This window comes from Rhodanobacter aciditrophus (assembly GCF_050026795.1).
GTDB lineage: Bacteria > Pseudomonadota > Gammaproteobacteria > Xanthomonadales > Rhodanobacteraceae > Rhodanobacter_A.
This window is the reverse complement of the sequence record NZ_JALBWP010000012.1, coordinates 1,023,893-1,041,371: the sequence shown is the minus strand read 5'-3', so window position 1 is coordinate 1,041,371 and position 17,479 is coordinate 1,023,893. Positions and strand designations below refer to the sequence as shown.

The window sequence follows — 17,479 nt, the reverse complement described above, 5'->3', positions numbered from 1 at the left end:
CGGCAGGGATGCATGAGACGACTGTCCCCACGCGGCTGCCCGGAATGCGGCCACGAATCCGTCTCGGCAGTTCATCAACGACGATGCAACCACCTGGAGACAGTCCCATGCGAGTCAAGCCATCGATCCACTGGCCCCGGCCAGCCTTGAACACCTTAGGCGGCGCCATAGCGACAGGCCTGTCGCTGTCGTTCCTGACGCTGCTGCCCGTGCAGACCGCGCATGCACAGACGAGCCCGCCCAGCTGCGCCGCGGCATGGAGTGCGGCGACGGCATATTCCGGCGGGCAGGCCGCAAGCGAAAATGGTGTCAACTACCTGGCGAACTGGTGGACGCAGGGCGACGACCCCGCGACCCACAACGGCGCCACCGGCAGCGGCGAGCCATGGACTGCGCAAGGCAGTTGTGGCACTGCGTCAACGCCGCCGCCCCCGCCCCCGCCGTCCGGCGACTGCGACCCCGCCTGGGACGCCGCGACGGCATACAGCGGCGGTGCCGTGGTGAGCGAAAACGGAGAGAACTACGAGGCGAACTGGTGGACCCAGGGCAACGATCCGGCGACCAGCAGCGGCCCCGCCGGCAGCGGCCAGCCCTGGACTGCGCTGGGTTCATGCGGCGCGGCGCCAGCGCCCGCACCAGCTCCCGCGCCCGCGCCAGCCCCCGCGCCTGCACCTGCACCTGCACCGAGCGGTTTGCTGTTCAGTCCCTACAAGGACGTGACGGTCAATCTCAACTGGAACACCAACGTGATGCAGACCGCGGTCACCGGCAGCACGATCCAGGTGGTGGGCAGCGGCAGTCTGGTCGCTACGGCGGAGCCGAAACTGGGGGCGATCACGCTGGCCTTCGCTACCGGCGAGTGCGGCAGCGAGAACTGGGGTGGCGTGCCCGGGGCGAGTTTCGCCAGTGCGAACGTCCCGACGCTGTCCGGCGCGGGGCTGGATTACGTGGTCTCCACCGGCGGCGCGGCCGGTACCTTCACTTGCGGGAGTAGCGCGGGCATGGCGCAGTTCCTGTCGCGCTACCTGTCGCCACAGATGGTGGGCGTGGACTTCGACATCGAGGGCGGGCAGTCACAGGCGGACATCAACAACCTTGTCTCCGCCGTCGCCTACGCGGAGAGCATGTACCCGAACCTGCGCTTCTCCTTCACGCTGGCCACGCTGGCGGCCTCGGACGGCAGCTATGGCGGCCTGAACAGCCTGGGCGACATGGTGGTCAAGGCGATCCTGGGGGCCGGGCTGAAGAACTACACCATCGACCTGATGGTGATGGATTACGGTGCGGCCAGTTCCTCGGTCTGCGTGGTGTCGAACGGGCAGTGCGAGATGGGGCAGTCCGCGATCCAGGCAGCCGCCAATCTTGAGCACACCTATGGCATTCCTGCCAGCCGGATCGAACTCACGCCGATGATCGCGCAGAACGACGCGGCCACCGAGGTGTTCACCACGGCCGATGTCGATACGGTGACCAGCTATGCGGTGAGCCAGGGTCTGGCGGGCCTGCACTTCTGGTCGCTGGATCGCGACACGCCGTGCCCGGGCGGTGCCAGCGGTTCGGCCTCGCCGACCTGCAACTCGCTGGGGGGCACCACGCCGCTGGAGTACACCAACCGCTTCCTGCAGGATCTGGGGCGGTAGCCGTGCCGGACGACGGGCCGCGCCACGGCCCGTCGTCCACCCGGGGAAGGGCGGCAGGTGCGGCACATGAGCGCCCGCGCTAGGCTGAGCCGCGATTGTCCACACAGGAAGTGCCGCATGCCGTCGAACAGCTGCCATCCGAACGCGCCGCACGAGAAGCTCAAGGCACCCGACTGGTACGTCTCGGCGCTGATGCTGGATCGCGCGCTGGACGCGATCCTGCGCCGCGTGAAGAAGCTCGATCGCGCGCACGACATTCCCTACCTCGCCGGCTACAGCCGGGACGGCAAGACAATCTACATCGACCGCCACCTGCCCAGGAGCTTCACGTTCCGCGGCCGCACGATCGAGGTGGACCGCTTCCTGATCCTGCACGAGGAAGTGGAGAAGACCCTGATCGACCAGCTGGGTCTGCACTACCTGCATGCTCACCAGATCGCGACCCGCGCCGAAGAGGCCGCGGTGAACGCGCAGCGCGTCACCTGGAAGGCCTACGACCGCTTCATGCAGAAGTACGTGAAGTCCATCGGCGACGAGCGCCTGCGGAAGGTGCCGGCCGACCTCGACCTGAAGCCCTACCGCGACTACCACGATTACGACCTGATGCGGCGCATGGAACAGAGCGTCGAGCGCACGCCCGGACTCGGCGCAAAGCTCAAGGCCGAGCTGAAGTCCTACGCGGCCGCGTTCCGCGAGCAGCATGAGGTGGAGCATCGGCGTGCCGGGCGCAGACGCACGGCGCCCCCGCCAGAGCCGGCGGCGAAAAACGCCGCGCGGGCAGCGCCCGCGCAGGCCCGGCGGCGCACGAGCCGTTGAGCAGCCATCGTACGGCGGCGCGCCGGAAGCGTTTCGTTGCGGGAGTGCCTCAGTACAGCACGCGGCTGCGCAGCGTGCCGGGGATCGCGGCCAGCTTGTCCTTGAGCTCGTTCGACTGCGCCTCGTCAGCGGCCACGTCGATCACGACGTAGCCCACTTCCGCATCGGTCTGCAGGAACTGCGCGTCGATGTTGATGTTGCCCGCGGAGAACAGTTCGTTGATGCGCGACAGCACGCCGGGCACGTTCCTGTGGATGTGCAGCAGGCGGCGGCTCCTCGGATGCTCGGGCAGCGATACCTCGGGGAAGTTCACCGCCGACAGGGTGGAGCCGTTGTCGCTGTAGCGCACCAGCTTGCTGGCCACCTCGATGCCGATGTTGTCCTGCGCCTCCAGCGTGCTGCCGCCGATGTGCGGGGTCAGGATCACGTTGTCGAGGCCCACCAGTGGCGACACGAACGGGTCGTCGTTGCCCTTGGGTTCGACCGGGAACACGTCCACCGCGGCGCCTGCAAGACGGCCTTCGCGCAGCGCCGCCGCCAGCGCATCGATGTCGACCACGCTGCCGCGCGAGGCGTTGATCAGCACCGCGCCATGGCGCATCGCGGCGATCTCCTGCGCGCCGAACATCATCTTCGTGGCCGGCGTCTCGGGCACGTGCAGGGTCACCACGTCGGCGTGCTGCAGCAGGTCGTGGAGGCTGGCGGCGGCGTGTGCGTTGCCCAGCGCCAGCTTGGTCTCCACGTCGTGGAAGATCACCCGCATGCCCAGGCCTTCCGCCAGCACGCCCACCTGGGTGCCGATGTGGCCGTAGCCGATCACGCCCAGCACCTTGCCGCGCGCCTCGTAGCTGCCCGTGGCGGATTTGCTCCAGCCGCCGCGGTGGCAGAGTGCGTTCCGCTGCGGGATGCCGCGCAGCAGCATGATGGCTTCGGCAACCACCAGTTCGGCCACGCTGCGGGTGTTGGAGTAGGGGGCGTTGAACACCGGGATGCCCAGCCGCTCGGCCTCGGGCAGGTCGACCTGGTTGGTGCCGATGCAGAAGCAGCCTGCCGCGATGAGTCGCTTGGCATGACGCAGCACCGGTGCGGTGAGCTGGGTACGCGAGCGCAGGCCCACGATGTGGGCGTCGGCGATGCGCTCGATCAGCGTCGCCTCGGGCAGCGACTTCTCGTGGTACTCGATGTTGCTGTAACCGGCGCGCTCGAAGGTTTCCACCGCGGTGCGACTCACGCCCTCCAGCAGCAGTACCTTGATGTCTTGCCGGGGAAACGAGGTCTTCATGGCGGCTCCGGTGCGGATGGAGCTGATACTATGACAGAATTGCGGCAACGCAGCACAGAATGTTTGGACGTCCGAACGCCGCATCAGGCATAACCCACCGGAGACCACATGAGCGCCGCCCTGGACGATCTCGCCCGCCGCCTGCCCGGGCTGCGCCTGCTCACCGAACCCGGTGACCTGGAGCACTACGGCCGCGACTGGACCCGCCGCTGGACGCCGGCGCCGCTGGCGATTGCGCTGCCGGCCACGGTGGAGGAGGTGCAGGGCATCGTGCGCTGGGCCAACGGGCACCGCGTGGCGATCGTGCCCTCGGGCGGGCGCACCGGGCTTTCCGGCGGCGCGGTGGCGGCGCACGGCGAACTGGTGCTGAGCCTGGAGCGGATGAACCGCGTGCTTGGCTTCGACGCCGCCGACCGCACGCTCGCCGTGCAGGCGGGCATCCCGCTGGAAGCGGTGCACGCGGCGGCACGCGAGCACGGGCTGATCTATCCGGTGGATTTCGCCTCGCGCGGCTCCTGTTCCATTGGCGGCAACGTCGCCACCAACGCCGGCGGCATCCGGGTGATCCGCTACGGCAATACCCGCGAGTGGATCGCCGGGCTCAAGGTGGTGGCCGGCAACGGTGAGCTGCTCGACCTCAACCGCGCACTGGTGAAGAACTCCAGCGGCTACGACTTCCGCCAGCTGATGATCGGCTCGGAAGGCACCCTTGGCATCGTGGTGGAAGCCACGCTCCGGCTCGCCGAGCCGCCGCCGCCCGCGCAGACCATGCTGCTGGCGCTGCCGGACATGGACGCGGTGCTGGCGGTGTTCGGCCTGTTCCGCACGAAGCTGTCGCTGCAGGCCTTCGAGTTCTTCACCGACGTGGCGCTGAAGCACGTGCTGGCGCACGGCGCGCAACGCGCGCTGGACGGCGAGCATCCGTACTACGTGGTCACCGAGTTCGATGCGCCGGACGAAGCCGCGCGGGATGCCGCGTTGGCGGTGCTCGGCGAGGGCATGGAGCAGGGGTGGATCGTCGACGGCACGATCGCGCAGAGCGAGGCGCAGGCGGCCGCGCTGTGGCGGCTGCGCGAAGGCATCACCGAAAGCCTGGCGCCGCACAAGCCGTACAAGAACGACGTGTCGGTGCGCATCGGCGCGGTGCCGGCCTTCCTGCATGCGATGCAGGCGCTGCTGGCGCGCGAATACCCGCACGTCGAAGTGGTGTGGTTCGGCCACATCGGCGACGGCAACCTGCACATCAACGTGCTGAAGCCCGCCGGCATGATGGATGCGGAGTTCATCGCGCAATGCGAGCACGTCACCAGGCTGCTGGCCGCCACGCTGAAGGAGCATGGCGGGAGCATCTCGGCCGAGCACGGCATCGGCCTGGTCAAGCGGCCCTATCTCGACAGCACGCGCAGTGCGGCGGAGATCGCGCTGATGCGCGGCGTGCGCCGGGTGTTCGACCCGAACGGCATCCTCAACCCGGGCAAGCTGTTCGAGGCGGAGTGATCAGGGGTGCAGGGTCGTAGCCACGGTGCGCGCCAGGTCGCCGAACAAGGCGTCGCGGGCGGCTTTCGAGGCGGTTGACGCCGTGAGGAAGGCCGCCACGATCACGCGGTGACCGTCGGGCCAGGTCAGGATGCCGATGTCGTTGTAGGCGGCGGTAAGCCCATCCAGCGTGTAGGACGTGCCGCATTTGTCCGCGAGCTGGACCCCGCGTGGCAGGCCTTGCCGCATCCGGCTCGGCCGCGTCTGCGCCTGCAGCAGCGCAAGCAGGGCGTGGGTGGACGAGGGCGAGAGCAGGGTGCCGCGCTGCAATCGGCTCAGGAAGTCCGCGGCGGCATCCGGCGTGCTGCGGTTGCGCGGATCGGCGAGATAGGCGTGGTAACCGCGTTGCAGGCGCAGCTCCTGTGCCTGTGCCGTCTCGCTGGCCGGCGGTTGCTGGCCGGGCGCCAGTTGTTCGAACACGCCGTCGACGCCGGCCTCGCCCATGTCCACGCGCATGCCGGCGATGCCGTGCGCGCGCAGGAAGGCGGTGACCTCCTGCGGCGGAACGAGTTTCAGCAGCGCATCGACGGCGGTGTTGTCGCTGTCGCTGACGGCTGCCTTGAGCAGTTGGCGCACGGTGAAGTCCATGCGTTCGCCGTGGAAGCGCGCGCCGATGGACGGCACGGCGGAACCGCCGACCACGTCCGCTCGCGTCAGCGTCACCGTTTGTTCCATCGACAGCGCGCCGCTGTCGATGCGCGCGAATATTGCGGCGGCCACCGGCGCCTTGAACACGCTCATCATCGGGTAGGCGTGCTCGGCGTTGACCTGCCAGCGCTCACCGCTCTGCGGGTCGAGCACGGTAACGCCGAGCACGCCGGGTTGGGCGCGTCTGGCCAGGGCTTCGAGCTTGCCTTGCAGCGCCACGTGGATCGCATGGGTAACCGGGACAGGGGCCGCCAGCAGAGCCGCGGGCATGGTGAAGGCAAGGGCCAGGGCGAACAGGCTGGCGAGGTGGGGGCGGATGAGGTGCATGCAGGCCGATGGCTGGAGAATGACGAACGCCCAGTCTTCCACGCAAAACGGGCAGAACGATGGCGCGCGGACGGCTCGGCGGGGTCGTCCCGTGAACGGTCGTGCTAGCCTTTTCGGGCTCCTTGCGATCCATCGCGAGCGCGCGAATCGATCATCTCCAGACTGGACACACCCATGGCGCAGGAACGTCGCACGCTGTATCCCGAAATCGAACCCTACGACCGCGGCATGCTCAAGGTCTCGGAGCTCCACACGCTGTACTACGAGCAATGCGGCAACCCGCACGGCAAGCCGGTGGTATTCCTGCATGGCGGCCCGGGCGGCGGCACCAATCCGAAGTGCCGGCGCTTCTTCGATCCGGCGGTGTACCGCATCGTGCTGTTCGACCAGCGTGGTTGCGGCCAGTCCGCTCCACACGCGGAATTGCGCGAGAACACCACCTGGGACCTGGTGGCCGACATCGAGCGCGTGCGCGAACACCTCGGCATCGACCGCTGGCAGGTGTTCGGCGGCTCGTGGGGTTCCACCCTGGCGCTGGCCTACGCGCAGAAGCACCCGGACAAGGTCACCGAGCTGGTGCTGCGCGGCATCTTCATGCTGCGCCGCTGGGAGCTGGAGTGGTTCTACCAGAAGGGCTGCGACGCGCTGTATCCGGATGCCTGGGAAACCTACCTCGCCGCCATCCCCGAGACGGAGCGCGGCGACCTGATGAGCGCCTACCACCGACGCCTCACCAGCGACGACCCCGCCACCCGGCTCGCCGCGGCGCGCGCCTGGTCGGTGTGGGAGGGCGCCACCAGCTACCTGTACCAGGACCCGGCGAGCATCGGCTCGCACGACGAGGACGCCTTTGCGCTGGCCTTCGCGCGCATCGAATGCCACTACTTCGTGCACGGCGGCTTCTTCGCGCATGACGACCAGCTGCTGCGCAACGTGGAGCGCGTCCGCAGGATCCCCGCTGTGATCGTGCAGGGCCGCTACGACGTGGTCTGTCCGATCCGCAGCGCCTGGGACCTGCATCGCGCCTGGCCGGAGGCGGAGCTGCGCATCGTGCAGGACGCCGGCCATTCGGCGTTCGAGCCGGGCAACACCCATGAACTGATCGAGGCCACCGATCGCTTCGGCCGCGGCTGAAGCAACGTCAGCCGCGCGCGATGAACTCCGCCGCCCGTTCGCCGATCATCGCGCAGGCGGCCTGGGTGTTGCCGGAGACCAGCGTGGGCATGACCGAGGCATCGGCCACGCGCAGGCCAGCCACGCCGCGCACCCGCAGTTCGGGATCGACCACGGCCGCGGCATCGCTGCCCATGCGGCAAGTGCCCACCGGGTGGTAGATGGTGTCGGCGTGCGCGCGGACGATCTCGCGCAGGCGGGCTTCGTCGTCCGTCTCGGCGTCGTACAGCGCGGGCCCCGCGTAGCGCGCGAAGGCGGGCGCGGCGAGGATGCGGCGCGCCAACGCGGTGCCGGCAAGCAGCGTCTCCATGTCGCGCTCGTCGGTGAGGAAGGCGGGATCAATCTGCGGTGCGCGGCCGGCGTCGGTGCCGGCCAGCCGCACGCTGCCGCGGCTGTGCGGACGCAGCACGCAGGTATGCAGCGACATGCCGCGGGTGGCATGCAGGCGGCGGCTGTGGTTGTCCACGATGCCGATGCACAGGTGCATCTGGACGTCGGGTCGGTCCAGCCCGGGCCGTGTGCGCAGGAAGCCGCCGGCCTCGGCGACGTTGCTGGTGAGCAGGCCCGTGCCGCGGCGGAACGGGGCGATCGCGCGCAGCACCTGCGGCACGATGGACGGTACCGTGCCGAACAGGCCGCGGTCGTTCACCCTGCGGCTGATGACGAAATCCACGTGGTCCTGCAGGTTCGCGCCCAGTTCCGGACTGTCGCGCAGCACGGGGATGCCCAGTTCGCGCAGGTGGCCGGCGGGGCCGATGCCCGAGAGCATCAGCAGTTGCGGCGTGCCGAAGGCGCCGGCCGACAGCACCACCTCGGCGCGCGCCGCGTACGTGCTGCCATCGACGCAGGCGATGCCGCGCGCGCGGCCGTCTTCGAGCAGCACGCGCGCCACCGGCGCGTCGGCCAGCACGGTCAGGTTCTTCGGTGCCAGCGTGGCGAGGTAGGCGCGTGCAGCGTTCCAGCGCCGGCCGCGGCGTTGGAACACCTGGTACAGGCCCACGCCCTCCTGGCTGGCGCCGTTGAAGTCGGTGTTGAGCGGATGGCCGCACTGCACGGCGGCGTCCACGAACGCGCGCGCGCAGTCGCTGGGGCTGGCCAGGTCGCTCACCGCCAGCGGGCCACCGGTGGCGTGCCAGGCGTCCGCGCCGCGCGCGTTGTCCTCGCCGCGCAGGAAGTACGGCAGCACGTCGCGCCACGCCCAGCCGGCGGCGCCGAGACGAGCCCAGTCGTCGTAGTCCTCGCGCTGGCCGCGGATGTAGATCATCGCGTTGATCAGGCTGGAGCCGCCCAGCCCGCGCCCGCGCGGCTGCACGCCGCGGCGCCCGCCCAGGCCCGCCTGCGGCACGGTGCGATAGCCGTAGTTGCGCGCGTTGCGGAACGGCACCAGGGTGGCGATGCCCAGCGGCACGTCGGAGCGGATGCCGCTTTTCGCGGGGCCGGTCTCCAGCAGCAGCACGGAGGCCTCCGGTCGCGCCTGCGCCAGCCGCGTGGCGCAGGCGCAACCGGCCGGGCCGGCGCCCACCACGATGAAGTCGAACTCTCCCCTGGGCCGCATGGCGTCGTCTACTTGGTGCCGAAGATCTTGTCGCCGGCGTCGCCGAGGCCCGGCAGGATGTAGCCGTGCTCGTTGAGCCGCTGGTCGATGGCCGCGGTGTAGATCTCGATGTCGGGGTGGGCGGCCTCGATGCGCCGCAGGCCTTCCGGCGCGGCGACCAGGAACAGCCCCTTGATGCGCGTGCAGCCGGCGGCCTTGAGCATGTCCACGGTGGCGACCAGGGTGCCGGCGGTGGCCAGCATCGGGTCGACGATCAGCGCGATGCGCTCGTCCATGCGACCGGTGAGCTTCTCGTAGTAGGCGATGGGCTGCAGCGTCTGCTCGTCGCGCTGCAGGCCCACCACGCTGACCTTCGCCGCGGGGATCAGGTCGAGCACGCCGGGCAGCATGCCGAGGCCGGCGCGCAGGATCGGCACGATGGTGATCTTGGCGCCCTTGATCCGCTGCACGGTGAGCGGGCCGGCCCAGCCGTCGATGTGTTCCTCGACGGTCTCCAGGTCCTTGGTGGCCTCGTAAGTGAGCAGCGCGGCCACTTCGCCGGCCAGCTCGCGGAATTCCTTGGTGCTGATCCCGGCGCGGCGCATCAGGCCGAGCTTGTGCTGGATCAGCGGGTGGCGGACTTCGACGGTTTTCATCGGCCAAGCATAGCCCCACACCTGGCGCGGGAAACCGCCGGGAGCGGTTTTCGGCATCGCGTCTGCCGCGGCGTGGGGAGCCACGAAAAAAAGGCGCCGCCTCGTGGCGGCGCCTTGGTGCACGGGTGCCGGATTGCTCAGTGCCCGGCGGCAGCCGCGGCGCTGCCCTTGAGGCAGGTGCTCATGAAGGCCTTGCGATCGGCGCCCTTGAGCGACTTGCTCTTGGCCTCGGCGCTGCAGGCCTTCATCTTTTCCTGCTGCGTGGCCTTGGCGGTGGCGGGTGCGGCGGCGCCATGCCCCTTGAGGCAGGAGCTCATGAAGGCCTTGCGTTCGTCGCCCTTCTTGCCGGTGGCCTGGTGGCTGCAATCGGCCATGCGCTGCTGCTGCGGCGTGAGCGCCTTCTTGGCGGCAGCCTGCGGCGTGGCGGCGAACGCGGCGGTGGTGGCGCAGGCGAGAACGGCGCAGGCGACGAGCTGGCTGAAACGCAGAGTCATGGTGGTTCCTCCCGAGGTGACCGGCGGCTGCCGGCGCGAGCAGTCTATCCCCGCCAGGGACGCATCGAGGCTGAACGGGAGGAGGGTGATGTAGGCCGGGCGCCCGCCGTGAGGTCGGCGGCGGGCGCTGGCGTTGCCGACGCCGGTCAGGCCGCCTTGCTTTCGCTCTTGCGCGGGCCTTCCAGCAGGGCGTGGCGCACGTGCGAGACCACCAGGTCCACTTCCGCGCTGGTGACGTTGAAGTGCGGGGTGAAGCGCAGCGAGTTGACGCCGCCGTGGATCACGCCGATGCCGCGCTCGCGCAGGTATTCCTCGATGGAACCGGCGCCATAGCACTTGAACTGCGGCGCCAGCTCGCAGGAGAACAGCAGGCCGGTGCCCTGCACCTTGGTGATCAGGCCGCCCAGCTCGTCCTTCAGCGCGTTGAGCTTGTCCACGAACTCCTTGCCGCGCTCGCGGATGTTGGCGCGCACGGCGCCGGTGAGTTCGCCCAGCGTGGCCAGCGCCACGTCCAGCGCACGCGGGTTCGCGGTCATCGTGTTGCCGTAGACGCCCTTGCGGTACAGGCCGGCGGTGCGCTCGCTGACCGCCAGCACCGACAGCGGATACTGGCCGGCGTTGAGTGCCTTGGAGAACGTCTCCATGTCCGGCGCGGGCAGCTTCTCGAAGCCGGGGTAGTCGGTGAGCGAGAGCACGCCGTGCGCGCGCAGGCCGGCCTGGATCGAGTCGACCAGCAGCAGGCTGCCGTGTGATTCGGTGAGCCGGCGCGCGGCAGCGTAGAACTCCGGCGTCACCGCGCGGCCGGGATCGCCTTCGCCCATCACCGGCTCCAGGAACATCGCCTCGATGAACCAGCCGTGCCTGTCGGCGTCGGCGAACGCGGCCTCCAGCTGGGCCACGTTGTAGGGCTCGACCACCAGCACGCTGTCCTCGTGGCGGTAGCTGGCGAGGTACTGCTGGTAGGTCTTGCGCGAGGAGTCGGAATACAGCGCCGGCTTGTCGGTGCGGCCGTGGAAGGCGCCCTTCACCACCAGGCGCTTGATCGTGCGCCCGGCGTAGCGGCCGCCGGCGTCGGTCATCAGCTTGGCGTTGACGTCGGCGATGCGGCAGGCAAGGCCCACCGCTTCGGAGCCGGAGTTCAGGCACAGGTAGCGCGCATACGGGTTGCTGCCGCGGTTGCGGCCCAGCTCGCGGTTCAGCGCCTGGGTGAAGCGCAGCTGCGACACACTGGGCGTCATCACGTTCGCCATCACCTGCTCGCGCGCCAGCGCGGCGTCGATGGTCGGGTGGTTGTGGCCGAAGCCGAGCATGCCGTAGCCGCCGTTGTCGTGCAGCACGGCGCCCTTCAGCGTGACGATCCACGGACCGCGCGCGGCGGCCGGCAGGTAGGGGTTGATCGCGTCGTCGGGGTAGAAGTTGACGAAGCCGGCCTGCGCCTGCGCCAGCTGCTCCGCCTCGTCCAGCTTCAGGAACTCGCCCAGCTCGTTGCGCAGTTCGCGGTGGCGCGCCACCGCGGCGGCCACGGCCTCGCCCAGCATGGCGTCGGCGGCGGCCATGCGCTCGATGCTGGCATCGTCCAGGCCGGTGGTGCGCGGCTTGCCGCCGAATTCGCGCAGTTCGCGCAGCTGATCGATCAAACCCATGGTGTTCTCCTCGAAATCCGCCGGCGCCTCGCACCCAGCGCGAAGCAGGCCGACGTATGGGGCAGTGGCGTGCGCGGCAAGTCATCCGGCTTCGCGGGCGGCGCGCATCCACGAACGACAAGGATAACCTGCGGGGCAGGGTGCCCGGTACCCCCTGGCGGCATCGAAACGCCTTGCACTGCAGCAACTTGCGCGCGGATGACGCCTGTCACGCGCGATGGCTGACGGCGGCGACTGGGGCCGCCGGCGCGCGCCGCCTAGCCTGTGCAGCACGCCCGGCAAGCCGCGGGCCTCCGCCCTCTCCTGCGCGCAGGAGGGAGAAAGCGCAAGGAGAATCACGCCATGACCGACGTCACCGTTGCCCGGCTCGTCGCCGCCGCGAAGCGCTACGGCCCGCTCACCGCGCTGGACGGCGTGGACCTCGCCGTGCGGCGCGGCGAACTGCTGGCGCTGCTCGGCCCCAACGGCGCCGGCAAGAGCACCAGCATCAGCCTGCTGCTGGGCCTGATCCGTCCCGATGCGGGCCGCGCCGAGCTGTTCGGGCTGGACCCGCAACGCATCGAGGCGCGCCGGCGCATCGGCGTGATGCTGCAGTCGGCCAACCTGCCGCCCACGCTGCGCGTGGGCGAGCTGCTGCGCCTGACCATGAGCTACTACCCGAACCCGCGCGCTTTCGACGAGACCGCCGCGCTGGCGGGCATCGCCGACCTGCTGCTGCGGCCCTACGGCAAGCTTTCCGGCGGCCAGCAGCGGCGCGTGCAGTTCGCGCTGGCGCTGTGCGGGCGGCCCGAGCTGCTGTTCCTCGACGAACCCACCGTGGGCATGGACATCGACGCCCGGCAGAAGCTGTGGGCGTCGATGCGCGCGCTGGTCGCCGAGGGCTGCGCCGTGGTGCTCACCACGCACTACCTGGAGGAGGCCGAGGCGCTGGCGCGCCGCGTGGTGGTGCTCGGCCAGGGCCGCGTGCTCAGCGAGGGCAGCGTGGACGACCTGCGCAGGCGCGTGGCGCTCACCCGCATCCGCTGCGCGAGCGATCTCGATGCCGGCGCGGTTGCCGGCTGGCCGGACGTGGCTTCCGCAGCGCGCGAGGATGGCCGGCTGCGCATTGCAACGACACAGGCCGAGGCGGTGGTGCGTCGGCTGCTCGACGCCGATCCCGCCCTGTGCGAACTGGAAGTGCAGCGCGCCGGCCTCGCCGAGGCGTTCACCGAACTCACCCGCGAAACCGCTGCCGAGCAGGAGGCCGCCTGATGAACGCCGTCGCCGTTGTCGCCGCATCGCCGGCCCCCGCCATGCCGCTGCGCCGGGTATTCGGCGCCTATCTCGCCGAGGCGCGCAGCGAATGCCTGCGCTACTTGCGTGCGCCGGGCTTCCTGCTGCCGATCCTGCTGTTTCCCGGCCTGTTCTACCTGGTGTTTGGCGTGCTGATGGGCAGGTCCGAGGGCGCCGATGCGGCGCGCTACCTGCTGGCCAGCTACAGCATTTTCGGGGTGATGAGTCCGGGCCTGTTCGGCTTCGGCGTGTCGCTGGCGCTGGAGCGCGACGGCGGCCTGCTGACCTGGAAGCGCGCGCTGCCTATGCCGCCGGGCGCCTACCTGCTCGGCAAGATGCTGATGGCGATGGTTGCCGCCGCGGTGGTGGTGCTGATGCTGCTGGCGATGGCGACGGGGCTGGCGCATGTGGCGCTGGCGCCAAGGCAGGTCGTCGCGCTGCTCGGCAGCGGCGTGCTGGGCGTGCTGCCGTTCTGCGCGCTGGGCATGCTGGTGGGCACGCTGATCAAGGGGCAGGGCGCGCCGGGCATGCTGCAGCTGGTCTACCTGCCGATGTCCTTCCTGTCCGGACTGTGGTTTCCGCTGCCGATGATGCCGACGTTCCTGCAGCGGGTCGCGCCGGCGTGGCCGAGCTACCACCTCGACCGCGTCGCGCTGGGAGCGGTCGGCCTCGCGCACGACGCGATGCTGCCCCACGTGCTGGTGCTGGCGGGCTTCGCCGCGGTGTGCTTCGCGCTGGCGGTGCGGCGGCTGCGTCGGGTCGGTTGACTCGCGGTAGCATGCCGGGCATGAACGCGATGAGCCCTCAGCCCATGAGTTCCCGGCGCTTGCGATGGCCGGCCTGGCTGCAGCCGGCGCCGGATTCCAGCGTTGCCGCCCTGATCCGGCGCGGCAAGTCGCCGTGGGCCGAGGCGGTGCACCTGCTGTGGTCGGTGTGGGTGTTCGCCACCCCGCTGTTCGGCGGCAGCTACGACCTGCGCTGGTGGTTGCTCACGCTGCTGAGCTACCCGTTGTTCGTGCTGCTGTTCGCCAAGATGTTCCTGGCCTCGCGGCGCCACGCCTTCCGCTACGCGCTGGCTCTGACCACCCTGGGTATCGCGCTGCTGCCGTGGTACCCGAGCGGGGTCAGCTATTTCATCTACGGGTGCGTGAGCGTCAGCTTCTCCAGCCATCGCCGTTTCGTGCTGTTCCTGCTGCGGTTGCTGGCGGCCAATGGCGTATTCGCACTGGTGGGCTGGAACGCCGGCTACCCCTGGCAGATGCTGGTGTCGGTGCCGTTCATGACGTTGATCATCGGCATGATCACCTACGTCGAGCACCTGGGACAGGAGAAGGATGCCGCGCTCAAGCTTTCGCAGGACGAGGTGCGGCGGCTGGCGGCCACCGCGGAACGCGAGCGCATCGGCCGCGACCTGCACGACCTGCTCGGCCACACCCTGTCGCTGATCACGCTGAAGCTGGAGCTGTCGCGCAAGCTGTTCGACCGCGACCACGATGCGGCACGCCGCGAACTGGAGGAGGCCGAGCGGGTGGCGCGACATGCGCTGGCCGAGGTGCGCAGCGCGGTGACCGGCATCCGCGCCACCGATCTCGCCGCGGAGCTGGCTTCCGCGCGGCTGCTGCTGGAATCCTCGATGGTGCATCTGGACTACGGCCGGTTGCCCGGGGCGCTGCCGGTGGAGGTCGAGCGCGGTCTGGCGCTGGTGTTGCGCGAGGCGGCCACCAACATCGCCCGGCATGCCCGCGCCACGCACGCGCGCGTGGCGCTCGAAGTGGTTGGCGGGGTCGCACACCTGCGCATCGAGGACGACGGCCGCGGCGGCATCGCCGAGCACGGCAACGGCCTGAACGGCATGCGCGAACGGGTGCGTGCGCTGGGCGGCACGCTGGCCATCGAATCGCCGCAAGGGCAGGGTACGCAGCTGCGCATCGAGGCCCCCCTGCCGGCGCCGTCCACCCTGGAGGAGCCTGCCACGGTGTCGGCCAACGATGTGGAGCGCGGGCGGGATGACGGCTGGCGGCCGGCCGAAAGGCATGCGACATGATCCATCGCCTCGCCCCTCGTGCCGATTCGCTGCTCGGCCAGCTGGGTTCGCGTCATCTGCGCTGGCAGCTCACCGCAAGCCGGTTGTGGATGCTCGGTCTGTTCGCGATTCCCTTGTCGGCGCGTGGCTTCGAATGGCGCTGGCTGTGGCCGACCCTGCTGTCGCTTCCGGTATACCTGTACCTGCACTGGCAGGTGCATGCCGACGCGATGCGGCGCCTGCCGTGGTATTGCGCCGGCATGGTCGCACTCGGGTTCGCCGTGTGCCCGTACAACGGTGTGGCGCTGGGCTACGCGATCTCCGGCTGCGTATGCTTTGCCTACCAGCCGTCGTGGCGGCGCTGGCTCGCCTTCGTGGCGCTGGCGGCCGCTCCGGCCGTGATGGTGGCGCTGTGGCTGGACGTGTCGGGGTGGCTGACGTTGCTGCTGCTGGCGATCACGCTGCTGTCGGGATTCGGCCAGCACCTGCGCATGGCCAGCCTGCGCAAGGATGTCGTGTTGCGGCTGTCGCAGGAGGAAGTGCGGAGGCTCGCCGCCCTCGCCGAACGCGAACGCATCGGCCGTGACCTGCACGACCTGCTCGGCCACACGCTGTCGCTGGTGACGCTGAAGTCCGAACTCGCGCGCAGGCTGGCGCTCGCCGATCCGCCGCGCGCGCAGCGCGAAATGGAGGAAGTGGAACGCGTCTCGCGCCACGCGCTGGCCGAGGTGCGCGCCGCGGTGAGCGGCATGCGCCGCAGCGACCTCGGTGCGGAGCTGGTTTCCGCGCGGCTGATGCTGGAAGCGTCCGGCATCGTGTTCGTGGCCGAGTCGCCGGAGGCGCCGGCGCTGCCGCCGGAGATCGAGGCGCCGCTGGCCCTGGTCTTGCGCGAGGCAGTCACCAACATCCACCGCCATGCGCGCGCCACGGCGGCTAGCGTGCGGCTCGCCGTCACCGCAGAAGGGTTCGAGATGAGGATCAGCGACAACGGCCGCGGCGGTCTTGCCGCGCATGGCAACGGCGTTAGCGGGATGCGCGAGCGCGTGCGCGGATTGGGCGGCACGCTGGCGATAGATTCGCCGGCGGGACGCGGTACCTGCGTGGAGGTGAAGGTGCCGCTGGCCGCCGCAGCGCGCACGGCGACCGCGCCGGCGCCGGTTGCCGCAGCGCTGGACCGCGCGCGGGGTGCCGCATGATCCGTGTGCTGCTGGCCGAAGACCAGGCGATGGTGCGTGGCGCGCTGTCCGCGCTGCTGAACCTCGAACCGGACATCGAGGTGCTGGGTTCGGCCTGCGACGGCGAGGCGGCGTGGCGCGAGGTGCAGCGGCTCAAACCCGACGTGCTGGTGACCGACATCGAGATGCCCGGCCTCACCGGGCTGGAGCTGGCGCAGCGCATCCAGCGGCACGAGCTGCCGATCAAGGTGATCATCGTCACCACCTTCGCGCGGCCGGGCTTCCTGCGCCGCGCGCTGGACGCGGCGGTATCCGGCTACCTGCTCAAGGATGCGCCCGCCGAGAATCTCGCCGAAGCGCTGCGCACGGTGCATCGCGGCGGGCGCGCGATCGATCCGCAGCTGGCGCTGGAAGCGTGGTCGGAGGCGGATCCGTTGAACGACCGCGAGCGCCAGGTGCTGCGCCTGGCCGGCGAGGGGCATTCCGCCGGCGACATCGCCATCCAGCTCAGCCTCTCGCACGGCACCGTACGCAACTATCTGTCCGAGGCGATCGGCAAGCTCGGCGTGGCGAACCGCATCGAGGCCTATCGCCTGGCGCGACAGAAGGGTTGGCTCTGAACGTCAGCGACTCCGCCGCCAGCGCGGCAGCGGGGGCCGGGTGCGGGGAGCCGGTGCGGCAACGGCTTGCAGGCTGCGCACGAAGGCCGCCGGGTCGGCCGGCGACAGCACCACGGTGCACGCGCTCCCGCGCAACACCACGCTGCGCTGCCAGTCGGTGACGAAGGCACGGTAGCGTCCCAGCTTCGCGTTGCGGAACCAGCCGCTGAAGGAGAACAGGCCGCCGTTGCCGAACAGGCGGATCGAGCCGGTGACGGCCTGCGGGTCGACCGTGGCCTCGCGCAGCTCGCCCAGCACCACCCGGGTCGTCCAGAGCAGTCGGCGCACCTGAAGTGTGCCGCCGCGCAGCTCGTAGCCGCGCACCACGAACGGCGCGGCGGACAGCAGGATCAGCAGCGGCAGGGCGATCAGCGCCGCACGCAGCAGTGGCGCCGGGTGCAACGGCGCGCTGGATGCGAGCAGCCAACCGATGCCCGGCAGGAGCAGCGTGACGACGATCGAGATGCCCTTGAGAAAGCCGCTCCAGGGCGCGGCGGGGTGGTGCGAGTTCATGCCGGGATTCTGTCCGCTGTCCGCGGTGTCGACAAGGCGGGCGTTGGCGGGTCCGGGCTTGCGCGATAATGCGCCGCTGCCTTCGCCT

16 protein-coding genes are annotated in these 17,479 nt (G+C 70.1%); 9 read left to right on the top strand and 7 right to left on the bottom strand.

Annotation, left to right across the window (positions count from 1 at the left end; translation table 11 throughout):
• The first annotated feature begins 107 nt into the window (after positions 1–107).
• Positions 108–1,640, top strand: coding sequence for a carbohydrate-binding protein (locus tag ACQGNW_RS17880; protein WP_426664734.1), 1,533 nt, complete (start codon positions 108–110; stop codon positions 1,638–1,640).
• Between the two features lie 117 nt (positions 1,641–1,757).
• On the top strand, positions 1,758–2,456 hold the full coding sequence (locus ACQGNW_RS17875) for a hypothetical protein (protein ID WP_426664733.1): 699 nt from the start codon (positions 1,758–1,760) through the stop codon (positions 2,454–2,456).
• A 49-nt stretch (positions 2,457–2,505) separates the two neighbouring features.
• Here the strand turns inward: ACQGNW_RS17875 and serA are convergent, their stop codons facing one another.
• Positions 2,506–3,738 carry a phosphoglycerate dehydrogenase gene (gene serA, locus ACQGNW_RS17870; protein WP_426664732.1) on the bottom strand — a complete coding sequence of 411 codons (1,233 nt, stop codon included), beginning with the start codon at positions 3,736–3,738 and terminating at the stop codon, positions 2,506–2,508.
• A 108-nt stretch (positions 3,739–3,846) separates the two neighbouring features.
• Here serA and ACQGNW_RS17865 point away from each other — a divergent pair, with 108 nt between their 5' ends.
• Complete coding sequence (locus ACQGNW_RS17865) at positions 3,847–5,235, top strand: FAD-binding oxidoreductase (RefSeq protein ID WP_426664731.1); 1,389 nt, start codon at positions 3,847–3,849, stop codon at positions 5,233–5,235.
• Here ACQGNW_RS17865 and bla read toward each other — a convergent pair whose 3' ends face one another.
• A complete protein-coding gene (gene bla / locus ACQGNW_RS17860) occupies positions 5,236–6,249 on the bottom strand; it encodes a class A beta-lactamase (RefSeq protein ID WP_426664730.1) in 1,014 nt (337 codons plus the stop codon). It lies immediately after the preceding gene.
• Positions 6,250–6,423: 174 nt separating this feature from the next.
• Here bla and pip point away from each other — a divergent pair, with 174 nt between their 5' ends.
• The gene (gene pip / locus ACQGNW_RS17855) at positions 6,424–7,383 is read left to right on the top strand and encodes a prolyl aminopeptidase (RefSeq protein ID WP_426664729.1); all 960 of its coding nucleotides are present in this window, start codon (positions 6,424–6,426) and stop codon (positions 7,381–7,383) included.
• A gap of 7 nt (positions 7,384–7,390) precedes the next feature.
• Here pip and ACQGNW_RS17850 read toward each other — a convergent pair whose 3' ends face one another.
• The 4 genes from ACQGNW_RS17850 to ACQGNW_RS17835 all read right to left on the bottom strand — a co-directional run bounded on the left by ACQGNW_RS17850 (position 7,391) and on the right by ACQGNW_RS17835 (position 11,749).
• Positions 7,391–8,977 carry a GMC family oxidoreductase gene (locus ACQGNW_RS17850; RefSeq protein WP_426664728.1) on the bottom strand — a complete coding sequence of 529 codons (1,587 nt, stop codon included), beginning with the start codon at positions 8,975–8,977 and terminating at the stop codon, positions 7,391–7,393.
• Positions 8,978–8,985: 8 nt separating this feature from the next.
• On the bottom strand, positions 8,986–9,612 hold the full coding sequence (upp, locus tag ACQGNW_RS17845) for a uracil phosphoribosyltransferase (protein WP_426664727.1): 627 nt from the start codon (positions 9,610–9,612) through the stop codon (positions 8,986–8,988).
• 137 nt (positions 9,613–9,749) lie between these two features.
• Complete coding sequence (locus tag ACQGNW_RS17840) at positions 9,750–10,106, bottom strand: PsiF family protein (RefSeq protein WP_426664726.1); 357 nt, start codon at positions 10,104–10,106, stop codon at positions 9,750–9,752.
• A gap of 146 nt (positions 10,107–10,252) precedes the next feature.
• A complete protein-coding gene (locus tag ACQGNW_RS17835) occupies positions 10,253–11,749 on the bottom strand; it encodes an aminotransferase class III-fold pyridoxal phosphate-dependent enzyme (RefSeq protein ID WP_426664725.1) in 1,497 nt (498 codons plus the stop codon).
• A gap of 342 nt (positions 11,750–12,091) precedes the next feature.
• Here ACQGNW_RS17835 and ACQGNW_RS17830 point away from each other — a divergent pair, with 342 nt between their 5' ends.
• Genes ACQGNW_RS17830 through ACQGNW_RS17810 form a run of 5 tightly spaced genes read left to right on the top strand, consistent with a single transcriptional unit; the run spans position 12,092 to position 16,839 of the window.
• Positions 12,092–13,000 (top strand): ABC transporter ATP-binding protein, encoded by a 909-nt coding sequence (locus ACQGNW_RS17830; protein ID WP_426664724.1) that lies wholly within the window; start codon positions 12,092–12,094, stop codon positions 12,998–13,000.
• A complete protein-coding gene (locus ACQGNW_RS17825) occupies positions 13,000–13,788 on the top strand; it encodes an ABC transporter permease (protein WP_426664723.1) in 789 nt (262 codons plus the stop codon). Before ACQGNW_RS17830 ends, ACQGNW_RS17825 begins: the two co-directional genes overlap by 1 nt.
• Positions 13,789–13,832: 44 nt before the next feature.
• On the top strand, positions 13,833–15,065 hold the full coding sequence (locus ACQGNW_RS17820; RefSeq protein WP_426664722.1) for a sensor histidine kinase: 1,233 nt from the start codon (positions 13,833–13,835) through the stop codon (positions 15,063–15,065).
• Entirely contained in the window at positions 15,062–16,240 is a 1,179-nt protein-coding gene (locus ACQGNW_RS17815) for a sensor histidine kinase (protein ID WP_426664721.1), read from the top strand. The genes ACQGNW_RS17820 and ACQGNW_RS17815 overlap by 4 nt, the downstream gene beginning before the upstream one ends.
• Entirely contained in the window at positions 16,237–16,839 is a 603-nt protein-coding gene (locus ACQGNW_RS17810; protein WP_426664720.1) for a response regulator transcription factor, read from the top strand. Before ACQGNW_RS17815 ends, ACQGNW_RS17810 begins: the two co-directional genes overlap by 4 nt.
• Positions 16,840–16,842: 3 nt before the next feature.
• On the opposite strand, the gene ACQGNW_RS17805 is transcribed toward ACQGNW_RS17810, so the two are convergent.
• Positions 16,843–17,391, bottom strand: a complete 549-nt coding sequence (locus ACQGNW_RS17805) for a PH domain-containing protein (protein ID WP_426664719.1) — start codon at positions 17,389–17,391, stop codon at positions 16,843–16,845.
• Positions 17,392–17,479: the final 88 nt, after the last annotated feature.

Coding starts and splice junctions, on each gene's coding strand:
- ACQGNW_RS17880 (WP_426664734.1), top strand. CDS start 108: ATGCGAGTCAAGCCATCGATCCACTGGCCCCGGCCAGCCTTGAACACC.
- ACQGNW_RS17875 (WP_426664733.1), top strand. CDS start 1,758: ATGCCGTCGAACAGCTGCCATCCGAACGCGCCGCACGAGAAGCTCAAG.
- serA (WP_426664732.1), bottom strand. CDS start 3,738: ATGAAGACCTCGTTTCCCCGGCAAGACATCAAGGTACTGCTGCTGGAG.
- ACQGNW_RS17865 (WP_426664731.1), top strand. CDS start 3,847: ATGAGCGCCGCCCTGGACGATCTCGCCCGCCGCCTGCCCGGGCTGCGC.
- bla (WP_426664730.1), bottom strand. CDS start 6,249: ATGCACCTCATCCGCCCCCACCTCGCCAGCCTGTTCGCCCTGGCCCTT.
- pip (WP_426664729.1), top strand. CDS start 6,424: ATGGCGCAGGAACGTCGCACGCTGTATCCCGAAATCGAACCCTACGAC.
- ACQGNW_RS17850 (WP_426664728.1), bottom strand. CDS start 8,977: ATGCGGCCCAGGGGAGAGTTCGACTTCATCGTGGTGGGCGCCGGCCCG.
- upp (WP_426664727.1), bottom strand. CDS start 9,612: ATGAAAACCGTCGAAGTCCGCCACCCGCTGATCCAGCACAAGCTCGGC.
- ACQGNW_RS17840 (WP_426664726.1), bottom strand. CDS start 10,106: ATGACTCTGCGTTTCAGCCAGCTCGTCGCCTGCGCCGTTCTCGCCTGC.
- ACQGNW_RS17835 (WP_426664725.1), bottom strand. CDS start 11,749: ATGGGTTTGATCGATCAGCTGCGCGAACTGCGCGAATTCGGCGGCAAG.
- ACQGNW_RS17830 (WP_426664724.1), top strand. CDS start 12,092: ATGACCGACGTCACCGTTGCCCGGCTCGTCGCCGCCGCGAAGCGCTAC.
- ACQGNW_RS17825 (WP_426664723.1), top strand. CDS start 13,000: ATGAACGCCGTCGCCGTTGTCGCCGCATCGCCGGCCCCCGCCATGCCG.
- ACQGNW_RS17820 (WP_426664722.1), top strand. CDS start 13,833: ATGAGTTCCCGGCGCTTGCGATGGCCGGCCTGGCTGCAGCCGGCGCCG.
- ACQGNW_RS17815 (WP_426664721.1), top strand. CDS start 15,062: ATGATCCATCGCCTCGCCCCTCGTGCCGATTCGCTGCTCGGCCAGCTG.
- ACQGNW_RS17810 (WP_426664720.1), top strand. CDS start 16,237: ATGATCCGTGTGCTGCTGGCCGAAGACCAGGCGATGGTGCGTGGCGCG.
- ACQGNW_RS17805 (WP_426664719.1), bottom strand. CDS start 17,391: ATGAACTCGCACCACCCCGCCGCGCCCTGGAGCGGCTTTCTCAAGGGC.